The sequence below is a fragment of the Streptomyces flavofungini genome, assembly GCF_041028215.1.
Taxonomy (GTDB): Bacteria; Actinomycetota; Actinomycetes; order Streptomycetales; family Streptomycetaceae; genus Streptomyces; species Streptomyces flavofungini_B.
In genome coordinates this window covers 1-9,530 of sequence record NZ_JASKYR010000262.1, presented here as the reverse complement: position 1 = coordinate 9,530, position 9,530 = coordinate 1, and the positions used below count along the sequence as shown (strand labels likewise).

Annotated in this window: 9 protein-coding genes, 1 tRNA gene and 1 pseudogene; 6 read left to right on the top strand and 5 right to left on the bottom strand. The window is 70.1% G+C overall.

The window, feature by feature from the left end; genetic code table 11:
* Positions 1-188: 188 nt before the first annotated feature.
* The 3 genes from AB8Z36_RS19275 (at position 189) to AB8Z36_RS19265 (ending at position 4,303) form a co-directional block, all read left to right on the top strand.
* Positions 189-1,625 carry an FG-GAP and VCBS repeat-containing protein gene (locus tag AB8Z36_RS19275; RefSeq protein ID WP_369214577.1) on the top strand — a complete coding sequence of 479 codons (1,437 nt, stop codon included), beginning with the start codon at positions 189-191 and terminating at the stop codon, positions 1,623-1,625.
* Positions 1,626-1,700: 75 nt separating this feature from the next.
* A complete protein-coding gene (locus AB8Z36_RS19270) occupies positions 1,701-3,149 on the top strand; it encodes an FG-GAP-like repeat-containing protein (RefSeq protein ID WP_369214576.1) in 1,449 nt (482 codons plus the stop codon).
* Between the two features lie 131 nt (positions 3,150-3,280).
* Positions 3,281-4,303, top strand: coding sequence for a Yip1 family protein (locus tag AB8Z36_RS19265; protein WP_369214575.1), 1,023 nt, complete (start codon positions 3,281-3,283; stop codon positions 4,301-4,303).
* A 119-nt stretch (positions 4,304-4,422) separates the two neighbouring features.
* Here the strand turns inward: AB8Z36_RS19265 and AB8Z36_RS19260 are convergent, their stop codons facing one another.
* Both AB8Z36_RS19260 and dcd read right to left on the bottom strand, forming a co-directional pair.
* On the bottom strand, positions 4,423-4,920 hold the full coding sequence (locus tag AB8Z36_RS19260; RefSeq protein WP_369214574.1) for a phosphoribosyltransferase: 498 nt from the start codon (positions 4,918-4,920) through the stop codon (positions 4,423-4,425).
* 8 nt (positions 4,921-4,928) lie between these two features.
* Positions 4,929-5,504: a dCTP deaminase gene (dcd, locus tag AB8Z36_RS19255; protein WP_055546045.1), complete on the bottom strand. Its 576-nt coding sequence runs from the start codon at positions 5,502-5,504 to the stop codon at positions 4,929-4,931.
* A 625-nt stretch (positions 5,505-6,129) separates the two neighbouring features.
* Here dcd and AB8Z36_RS19250 point away from each other — a divergent pair.
* Positions 6,130-6,200 (top strand) — tRNA-Gly (locus AB8Z36_RS19250).
* A 291-nt stretch (positions 6,201-6,491) separates the two neighbouring features.
* On the opposite strand, the gene AB8Z36_RS19245 is transcribed toward AB8Z36_RS19250, so the two are convergent.
* Positions 6,492-6,935, bottom strand: a complete 444-nt coding sequence (locus AB8Z36_RS19245; RefSeq protein ID WP_369214573.1) for a PIN domain-containing protein — start codon at positions 6,933-6,935, stop codon at positions 6,492-6,494.
* Positions 6,932-7,192 carry a CopG family transcriptional regulator gene (locus AB8Z36_RS19240; protein ID WP_369214572.1) on the bottom strand — a complete coding sequence of 87 codons (261 nt, stop codon included), beginning with the start codon at positions 7,190-7,192 and terminating at the stop codon, positions 6,932-6,934. Before AB8Z36_RS19240 ends, AB8Z36_RS19245 begins: the two co-directional genes overlap by 4 nt.
* 323 nt (positions 7,193-7,515) lie before the next feature.
* Here AB8Z36_RS19240 and AB8Z36_RS19235 point away from each other — a divergent pair, with 323 nt between their 5' ends.
* Positions 7,516-8,016 (top strand): hypothetical protein, encoded by a 501-nt coding sequence (locus AB8Z36_RS19235; RefSeq protein ID WP_369214571.1) that lies wholly within the window; start codon positions 7,516-7,518, stop codon positions 8,014-8,016.
* A gap of 138 nt (positions 8,017-8,154) precedes the next feature.
* Positions 8,155-8,721 carry a Uma2 family endonuclease gene (locus AB8Z36_RS19230; RefSeq protein ID WP_369214570.1) on the top strand — a complete coding sequence of 189 codons (567 nt, stop codon included), beginning with the start codon at positions 8,155-8,157 and terminating at the stop codon, positions 8,719-8,721.
* 70 nt (positions 8,722-8,791) lie between these two features.
* Here AB8Z36_RS19230 and AB8Z36_RS19225 read toward each other — a convergent pair.
* Positions 8,792-9,139: pseudogene (locus AB8Z36_RS19225) on the bottom strand (helix-turn-helix domain-containing protein); the annotation flags it as partial.
* Between the last annotated feature and the right edge of the window lie 391 nt (positions 9,140-9,530).

Genomic DNA, 9,530 nt, shown 5'->3' with positions numbered 1-9,530 from the left:
CCGCAGGAGAACCGCATGGCCCAGCACCAGCGCACCACCGCCACCCGCAGACGCGCCCGCATCGCCGCGGCCGTCGCGCTGACGGGAGGACTGCTCACCGTCACCGCCACCACCGCGTCGGCCGCCGAGCCGCCCACCGCGGCGCGGCCCAGCACCAGCGCACCACCGCCACCCGCAGACGCGCCCGCATCGCCGCGGCGACGGCCGCGGCCGCCGCGCTGACGGGAGGACTGCTCACCGTCACCGCCACCACCGCGTCGGCCGCCGAGCCGCCCACCGCGGCGCGGCCCGACGACGCCGACTTCAACGGTGACGGCGTCGCGGACCTCGCCACCTCCGCCACCGGCGCCTTCGTCAGCGGCAAGGAGGGCGCGGGCCAGGTCGCCGTGACGTACGGCGGCACGCGTCCGCGCCACGTCACGTACAGCCAGAACAGCCCCGGGGTGCCCGGCAGCGCCGAGAAGGGCGACTTCTTCGGCGGCGACACCGCGTACGGGGACTTCGACCGCGACGGCTACGACGACCTGGCGATCGCCGCGACCGGCGAGGACGTCGGCTCCGACGCCGACGGCGGCACCGTACAGATCCTCTGGGGCTCCAGGAGCGGCCTGTCCGGCGGCACCACGCTGAAGGACCCGCGCCCCACCAAGCACGACTTCTTCGGCGCCCCGATCCAGGCGGGCGACTTCAACGGCGACGGCAAGGACGACCTCGCCATCGGCTCCAGGTCGGGCGCCGCCACCATCGACATCTACAAGGGCGGCCTCACCCGCGGGGGCGGCACGGGCGGCCACTACACCGTCACCCCGCCCATCATCAGCGGCGAGGACGCGGGCCCCTTCAACCTGCACTCCGGCGACATCAACGCCGACGGCAAGGACGACCTGATCGTGGACGGGTTCTCGACCGCCGACGAGTACAACGCCAACCTCTGGCTCCCCGGCAGCTCGCGCGGCGTCACCACGACCGGCGTCCAGCGGCTGCCCGGCGGCCACATCACCGACGTGGGTGACACGGACAGCGATGGCTACGGCGACATCATCATCGGCTTGACCTGGGACGACGGCATCGCGGGTGCCCACAAGGGCGGCAGCGTGCACGTGGTGAAGGGCAACGCCAACGGCCCCTACGGCGGCAGCGACGTCATCACGCAGGACACCCCCGGCGTGCCCGGCAGCGGCGAGAAGGGCGACTCCTTCGGCGCGGAGCTCGACCTCGGCGACATCAACGGCGACGGTCATCTGGACCTGGTCGTGGGCACGCCGGGCGAGAACCTGGACGGCGTCACCGACGCGGGCTCCATCACCGTCGTCTACGGCGCGGCGGACGGCTCCGGCCTCTCCACCGAGGGCTCGGTCCTGCTCAGCCAGAACACCGCGGGCGTCCCCAACACCAACGAGAAGAACGACTTCTTCGGCTCGGACGTCCACGTGGACGACCTGAACGACGACGGCCGCGGGGACATCGCCGTCGGCGCGCTGGGCGAGAACGGCGGCAACGGCGCGCTCTACCTCCTGAACTCCAAGCCGGACGGCACCCTCTCCGGCACGTCCGGCGTCTACACCTCCACGCTCGGCATGTCCGACGCGGGCACCCCGCGCCTGGGCGCCAACTTCGCCGACTAGCGCCCCCGTACCTCGTACTTCGTACTTCGTACCCCCGTTTCCCGTTTCCCGTTTCCCGAAGAGTTGGAGAGTTCCGTGCGTCGACGCACTCTCGCCCTCGCCGCGGCCGCCGCGCTGGCCGCCACCGGTCTCACCCTGCCCGTCGCGGCCACGGCGGGGGCCGCCCCCGGCAACTCCGTGCGGAGCGACTTCGACGGGGACGGGTACGCCGACCTCGCCGTCGGCGTGCCCAGCGCCACCGTCAACGGCAAGGCCAAGGCCGGTGCCGTGAGCGTCGTCTTCGGCGGTCCCGGCGGCCCCGGGTCGAGCAATGTGCGCCGCATCACCCAGGCCACCGTCGAGGTGCCCGGCACCCCGGAGGCAGGTGACCGCTTCGGCGGGGCGCTGACCACGGCTTATGTGGACGACGACAAGTACGCGGACCTCGTCATAGGCGCCCCCGGCGAGGACATCGACGCCAGGACCGACGCCGGTTCCGTCACCGTCCTGTACGGCACCGGTGACGGCTTCGCCCTGGCCAACACCGCCGCGCGGGGCGCGAAGTCCGGCGACGCGTACGGCAACGCCCTGGCCGCCGCCGACTTCACCGGCGACGGCGACGTGGACCTGGCGGTCGGCGGCAAGGACCAGGTCGTCGCCAACTTCAACCCCTTCGCCGCCCGCACCGAGCGCCTCATGGCCGACCGCATGGGCGGCCGCGCCCCCGTCATGACCACCGGCGACTTCGACTCCGACGGCCGCGACGACCTCGCCGTCGCCTTCTACACCCAGAACCAGCCCTATACGCAGTCCCACGTGCAGGTGCACACCTACAACAAGGCCGAGGGCGCCTTCGGCCTGACCTGGAGCAGCGACAACAGCGCCGCGAACGCCCTCGCCGCCGGTGACTTCAACGGCGACGGCCGCGACGACCTCGCCCTCGGCAACTGCCGCGAGATAGCCGACGAGAACATCGACGACCCCTGCGGCCCCGAGGAACTCACCAAGGGCGGCGGCATCCACATCCACTACGGCGGCGCCGACGGCCTCATCTGGGAGGGCCAGACCCTCAACCAGGACACCCCCGGCGTCCCCGGCATCGCTGAGAAGGGTGATGACTTCGGCAACGCCCTGACCGCCGCCGACCTCGACGGCGACGGCAGGGACGACCTGATCGCGGGCGCCCCCGGCGAGGCGATCGGCAGCGCGGCGCGCGCGGGCGCGGTCACCGTCCTCAAGGGCGGCAAGAACGGCATCCTCGACACCTCGGGCGGCGCGGACTCGGTCGCGTACCAGCAGAACACCGCGGGCGTCCCGGGCACCGCCGAGAAGGGCGACGCCTTCGGCACGACCCTCGCCACCACCGACTACGACGGCGACGGCCGCCCCGACGTCTCCGTCGCGGCCCCCGGCGAGAACGCCTCGTCGGGCGGCGTCTGGAACCTTCCGGGCGGCGCCACGCGCGGCAGCACGGCGGTCACGCCCAGGTCCATCGGCCTGCCCGCGTCCTCGCACCCGTTCGCGTACGGGGCCGTGATCGGCTGACCCAGGGAACGCGTCGGTACCTGTGGCAAACCCTTCAGGGTTCCCCTAGGGGTTGTCACAGGTCGGCCGCAAAGCCTCTCTCCTCCCGAGGAGGGACGACCCCACCCCCCAAGACCAGGTACGTTCGATTCGTGGCTGGATTCAGGATCGGACGCGGCCGGGACAACCGCGCCCCGCAATCGCGACCGCAACAACACCCGCGGCAGCAGCCGTACGGACAGCAGGCCCCCCAGGGCCAGCAGCAGCCGTACGGCTACCCACCCGTACCGCCGAACGCGCAGCAGGGCGGTGGCCCCCGGTACGGAGGCGGCCCCCAGGGCGGCGGACACCCGCAGGGCGGTGGTCCCCAGTACGGGGGCGGTCCGCGGTACGGCGGTGGCGGCGGGCAGTACGGCAGCGGCGGCCAGCAGTGGCCCCAGGCCGGTGGTGGCGATGGCGGTGGCCAGGGCGAGCCCGAGTACTTCGGCGGCGACCAGGGTCACGGCCCCCAGGGCGGCCATGACCCGTACGCGGCCAACAACCCGGGGCACACCCAGGCCTTCTCCATCGGCGAGGACCCCTACACCCAGGGCGACACCTACCGCGCGGGCCAGGCAGCCGCGGCGCCGATGGGCCCGCGGCTGCACTGGAAGGACCTGCTGCGCGGCATCGTGCTGCGCCCGAACCCGACCTTCCTCCAGATGCGGGACTACGCGATGTGGGCCCCGGCCGTCATCGTCACGTTCCTCTACGGCCTGCTGGCGATATTCGGCTTCGACGACGCCCGCTCGGACGCGATCAACGCCACGCTCTCGTCGGCGGTCCCGTACGTCCTGACCACCGGCGTCGCGATCACCATCAGCGCCTTCGTCCTTGGCGTGGTCACCCACACCCTGGCCCGGCAGCTCGGCGGTGACGGCGCCTGGCAGCCGACGGTCGGCCTCTCCATGCTGATCATGTCCCTCACGGACGCGCCCCGCGTGATCGTGGCGCTGTTCCTGGGCGGCGGCCAGCCCTTCGTCCAGCTCCTCGGCTGGGCGACGTGGATCGCGGCGGGCGCGCTGCTCACCCTGATGGTGAGCAAGTCCCACGACCTCCCGTGGCCGAAGGCGCTGGGCGCGGCCTCGATCCAGCTCCTGGCGATCCTGTCGATCATCAAGCTGGGCACGTTCTAGCGCACGCGCGGACGGCCACGAAAGGGCCCCGGGGGACTGTGTCCCCCGGGGCCCTATCCGTACCGCCTACCGCCTACCGCCTGCTTCACTCATCTACTGGAGGAGCTGGCGCCTGCGCCTCAGGCGTCGAGAACCTGCCCGGCGCGCTTGACGACGGGCGGCTCGACGCTCCACGGGAAGTTGATCCACTCGTCGGTGCGCTTCCACACGTACTCGCACTTCACGAGCGAGTGCGACTTCTCGTAGATGACGGCGGAGCGCACCTCGGCGACGTGGTCGAGGCAGAAGTCGTGGACGAGCTTCAGCGTCTTGCCGGTGTCGGCGACGTCATCGGCGATGAGCACCTTCTTGTCGGTGAAGTCGATGGCGTTCGGGACGGGCGCGAGCATGACGGGCATCTCCAGCGTCGTCCCCACCCCCGTGTAGAACTCGACGTTCACCAGGTGGATGTTCTTGCAGTCGAGTGCGTACGCGAGCCCGCCCGCGACGAAGACGCCACCGCGGGCGATGGAGATGATCACGTCGGGCTGGTACCCGTCGTCGGCGACGGCCTGCGCGAGCTCGCGCACCGCCTGGCCGAACTTCTCGTACGTAAGGTTCTCGCGCACGTCACTCATGCTGGATGTCACACCTGTGTCCGATGGAAATTGAGGAAGGACCGCGAGGCGGTCGGCCCGCGCTGCCCCTGATAACGCGACCCGTACCGCTCCGACCCGTACGGCGACTCGGCGGACGAGGTGAGCCGGAACAGACACAGCTGCCCGATCTTCATCCCGGGCCAGAGCTTGATCGGCAGGGTCGCGAGGTTCGAGAGCTCAAGGGTCACGTGCCCGCTGAACCCCGGGTCGATGAACCCGGCGGTGGAGTGCGTGACGAGCCCGAGCCGCCCGAGACTGGACTTCCCTTCGAGCCGACTGGCGAGATCGTCCGGCAGGGAGATGACCTCATACGTCGAGGCGAGCACGAACTCGCCGGGGTGCAGGATGAACGGCTCGTCGCCCTCGGGCTCGACGAGCCGCGTCAGGTCGGCCTGCTCGACGGAGGGGTCGATGTGGGGGTAGCGGTGATTCTCGAACACCCGAAAGTAGCGGTCGAGCCGCACGTCGATGCTTGAGGGCTGCACCATGGATTCGTCGTACGGGTCGATCCGCACCCGTCCGGAGTCGATCTCGGCCCGGATGTCCTTGTCTGAGAGAAGCACGCACCGAGGATACGCAGAGCGCGGGGGCCGACCGCAATCACCTGCGAACACGCCGCTGCCGCCGCGCCCGCCCTCGCGCTCTCCCGCTACGTCCTCCCGCTACGTCCTCCCGCTACACCGTTTCGCTACGTCCTCCCGCTACGGCTTCTGCGAGGTGACGGGCACAGAGTGCCGGAGGCGGGCGCAGCGCGGACATCGGATGAGCCGCCCGGGACCGAGCCGGTCCGCCTTCTGCATCGGGAACGACGCGGTGCTGAACACGTGCCCCTCGGCACATCGGACGACGGTGTGCTCCATCAAGTCCCTGAGTCCCTTCCCCAAAGCCGTAATTGGACCCGTACCGCCGACTGCGCACGCGGTGACCACGCGGTATCCATGCGGTACTCATGCGCCTCGATCCCGTCCCCGGGTGGGCGCCGAAACCACACATTACGGTACGAAAGGGGCACCTCTCCAGGCGCCACGACCACCCCTCACGGTACGCCCCAACTCCCTCGCCCCGCACGGCGCATCMCCCCCTTCCTCCCGCCCCCGGACAGCACTCGGGCCCCATGGCGAAAGCGCCTGGGGCCCGGTATGAGGTACAGTGTGCGACGTTACGACACCGCTTCTGGCGGCGTCTTTCGCGGGTGTAGTTTAGTGGTAGAACATCAGCTTCCCAAGCTGAGAGTGCGAGTTCGATTCTCGTCACCCGCTCTTTTTGAAGCCCCAGGTCAGCGACCTGGGGCTTGTTTGTTTCTAGGTCGTTTCGACGTTTGGCCGCGCACCCGCGCCGGAGCATTGGGCGCACAGAGGGTACGAGCGCCTTGCGGGTGCAGTCCATCCAGGTTGCAGCGCGGCGCTGACCTGCGGCCAGCAAGGAGTTCACGCGGTGGGAGCACTCAGCCCGCCGTTCCATGGCGGCTCCACACACCCCCGTATCACGCTCTGGCAGTCAAGAACCAAGCCCCTTGCAGGTCGCGCGCTTGGCCGTCGTCGGATCTTGTGTCAGAGCGGGAGGTCGTCGGGTAGCACCCGGAACGCCTTGTGGGGACCCAACGGCCGTACGGCCCGGAAGTCCCGACGGTCGAGGGTGAGGATCGCGTCGGTGTCGTATTCGGCGGCGAGCGCCGCATGCACGGCGGTGGCGAGGTTCAGGTCGAGCGTGCCGCAGCGGACTCGGACGGACTGCGCGGCGGCCAAGTGGTCCTGCGTGATCGCGGGCATGACGATCCGGCCCCGGCCCATCCACCGCCGCAGGTCATCGATCGCGCTGACGGCGGCTGCGCGCCCCAACTCGCGCGTGGCCACGTGATCGAGTTCCGCCAGCAGGAGCGGGGACATCACCAGGAGAGCGGCCGCCATGATCGCCTCGTTCGCCGCTCCGTGTCCTGGGTGCGTCGAGTCGAGAGCGGCCAGGAGGCCGGACGTATCCGCGATGACGATAATCACGCGGCGGTTCTGGGGTCTCTCTCGCGGGGGACCGTATCGGCGACCGCGTCACGGACCTCAGTCTTGATCGGCGTGCGCCCCGACCCCTCGAACGTCCGCGAGAAAAGGGGTTCGTCCCAGACGCGGTTCGCCATGGCCGCGAGATGGATCCCCTGTCGGACGATCTCGGCCTCGCTTATGCCCCTCCGCTTGGCCGCCTCCTTGATGACCGCCAGGTCTTCGGGGTCGGCATAGACATTCGTACGCTTCATGGACATGCACCAAGAGTGGTCCATGTACTGGATTGCTGTACGGAAGTTAGCCGCGGGCCTCGGCTGGACCACGCCGCAAGGCTCAGCGCGGGCCGTGGCAGGATGTCGACCGGTCTCGGCCCCTCAGGCGCCGGTGGGAGCCGTTGCTCCACGTCCGGCTGCGTAGACTGCTTCGTTCTGTCCCTCTGTTCGCGACGGAGTTCTCGACCATGGCTTTGGCCCCTTATCGGCTCGTTTGGCTGGCCCTCTGGGTCGAAGCGTCGTCTGCGGAGAGCGCGGCGTTCGCCGAGCACTTCCGCGCGGCTCTCGCACCCCACGGGGAGGTCGTCGTGCATGCTCGGGGGCCGTTCCCCCGTACCCCGGAGATGCTGCACTTCGAGATCGACCTGACGCCGCGCGCGTCCGCCGCCGAGTGCCTGCGAGCCCTCGGCTTCGACTGGGTCGGACACGGCTGGGAACGGCCGACCGACGGCAGGGCCTTTCTTCACCCTGCCGTGTACGGCGCCGAGGCCGGTGAGATGGAGGCGGCGGCCGCTCCACGGTTCGGGATGGGGGACGTCGTGAGGGTCCTTGATTCCCCTGATGCCCGCGAACTGGGGCTGGTCGACGCGGAAGTGATCGTCGGGTCCCCCGACTACGACACCGACACCGAGCCCCAGTGCAGGACGTGGCGCTATTCCGTACACGTCGAAGGACAGGACGAGACGGAGGACCTCTCCGAGGGCGATCTGGAGCCGACCGGCCGACGGGTGCAGCTGTACGGAGAGCGCATCAGCGTCACTCGCGATGGTGTGGTGACGGGGCCGCCCTCGCCCTCAGGGACAGCCTGACTGCCGGCGGCGTCCATGCGGCACGAAGGGGCCCCGGACAGTGCCCGCCCGACGCGTCCGGCGCGTCAGTGAGAGGGGGGGACAGTACGCTGGGCGAAGCGGGATCAGGCCCGTCGCACAGTGTCCGGGAGGCATGCCATGGCGGCTGAGATGGTGGCCCCGGCGTGGATGCACGAACAGATCACGGCGGAGCAGTACGAGTCGTGGTCCGAGGAGCAGTGCGCCGGCATCGAAATCGTGGACGGAATGGTCGTCGTGAGCCCCAGCGCGTCCAAGCGGCACAACCGGCTGGCCCGGATCCTCGCGAACGCGCTGGATGCCGCGGCAGGTCCTGACTGGAACGCCGACACGGACTTCGACGTCCGCTTGCAGGACGTCCCGCTCACCAACCGCCGTCCCGATGTCATCGTCTACCGCGCGGACACGATCGACGTCACGCCCACCCGGCCCGAGCACGTCCTGCTGGTGGTCGAGGTGGTGTCGCCGGGGTCGGAGACCACGGACCGGATCGTGAAGGTCGACCAGTACGCCAAGGCCGGGATCGGCTTCTACTGGCGCATCGAGCAGGCCGCGACGGGCACGCCGTTGGTGTACACGTATCTGCTCGACCCGGCGACGAGGACGTATCGGGAAGGGGATGTCTTCACGGGCGTCCTGAAGATCACCGCCCCCTTCGTCGCGGAGATCGATCTCGGGCAGGTCTGAAGCCGTCGCAAGGCAGGCACGAGGGGGTGTGACGGCTCCTCGGTCCTCGGGCGGTCTGTGGACTGCTTCCTATAGCTTCGGGGAGGCGGGTCGCCAGCGAGAAGCCGGGGCCCGGGGGCTGCGGCTCCGGGTCCCCGAGCGCCGGCATGACGGCGCGCCGTACCGCCACGAAGCGGGGCCCGTCGCTCTCACCCGCCGAGGAGACCGCGGGCGGGTCTCCGAGGAGTGTCGTCAGTTCCACGCCGAGGCCGTGCGACAGCGCGTGCAGCGTCGGCAGCCGTGCCGAATGTTTCCGCCGCTGCTCCAGCTGCCGGATCACGTCCACGCAGACGCCGGAGCGCTCGGCCAGATCCTCCTGCGTCAACGAGGCCAGGCGCCGGAGGCGCCGCAGGGTCCGACCCAAGTCATCGTCAGCCACGCAATCAAGGTACGCCGCTGCCTGTGGTGGGCGAGGTGCTACAGCATGTCCGGGCACGACAACTGCCGAACGGGCGGAGGTCGCATGGTCGTGAGAGAGGAGCAGCCCTGGTCATGGATGCGAGTCGCGGCGTGGAGGGTGCCCAGGGTGTCCTGGGGTTTGAGTTGGTACCAGACGGGGCTGGGGACGGCGGGGTTCGGGGAAGTCGTCGTGGAGCGGTGTGCTGTTTATCGGCCGCTTGAGAGAGGGATGGACGCCGTTCGGTTGAGTGGAGACGCTTATCCGGAGACTGTTTTCCGGGGGAAGCGCAGGTCGGGACAGCCCCCCCCCCCCCCCCCCCCCCTGAGAGAGGAGCAGCCCTGGTCATGGATGCGAGTCGCGGCGTGGAGGG